1 pseudogene is annotated in these 890 nt (G+C 32.0%); it reads right to left on the minus strand.

Annotated features, from left to right (window positions below):
- Positions 1-334, minus strand: a pseudogene (locus tag AC1DUW_RS30690) (alkaline phosphatase); the annotation flags it as partial.
- Between the last annotated feature and the right edge of the window lie 556 nt (positions 335-890).

Genomic DNA, 890 nt, shown 5'->3' on the forward strand with positions numbered 1-890 from the left:
CCTTAATTGGATTTCCTTTTACATCAATTGGTGTACCTGCAGGAATTTTTTCACCTTTAACGGTTGCTACCTTATCTTCCGATTTAAATAGGTAGTTGTAGGACAACGGAAATGTTTTTACTTTTCCATTGCTATATTTTACATCAACGGTTGCAGTTGTATACGTTTTTACCATTTCATCGATAGTAGCTGGTGCTTTCATTCCATTAAATTTAACAGATTCAATTTTACTATTTTCCTTTGCAGTAGCTGCTGTCGGTGATAGTGCTGGAACTGTAATAGCTAAGGCAAGTGCTAAAGTAGCTCCTGTTTTCACAATTTTCTTATTAATCATCTAATGATTCCTCCAAGGAGATTTATATTTTACAATTCAATTAAACCAAAACTATATAAATATAATGTTAATTTTTTATATTAATATTATTAATTCCACAAGGGGGCTGTCCGATAAGTCCCTAAAATAAAGCAAGTGGCGAAAAACAGGTTGTTTTCTCCACTTGCTTTTGAATTTTTTAATCTTTTTCTGAAAGTAGCTGGCGATTGTCATATGGTTTTTGACTGAGTGCTTATTTTTATTAAGATAATAATGAATTCAAAGAATTAAATACTTTTTAACTTTCAACTAGAAACCTCATTTACTTATGGTACGGTTCACTCTAACGTTGAATAGAGTAAATTAAAAAAACAGATAGAGTGCGCGTAAAACAAGCCTCTATCTGTTTTTTCACTTCCTATTTTCTGGTTACCATCCTACTTTTTCGAAAGCTCATGTTTTTATCCTTGCCATCATTTTATTTATTATAAAAGACTCGAATCGAAAACTAACTTGCTAATAAGGCTGGGAACTCATTCCCGCTAGTTTCTGTTCTATGTTCAATGATGTATTGAAG

It is taken from the genome of Peribacillus sp. P4_C12 (assembly GCF_056402095.1).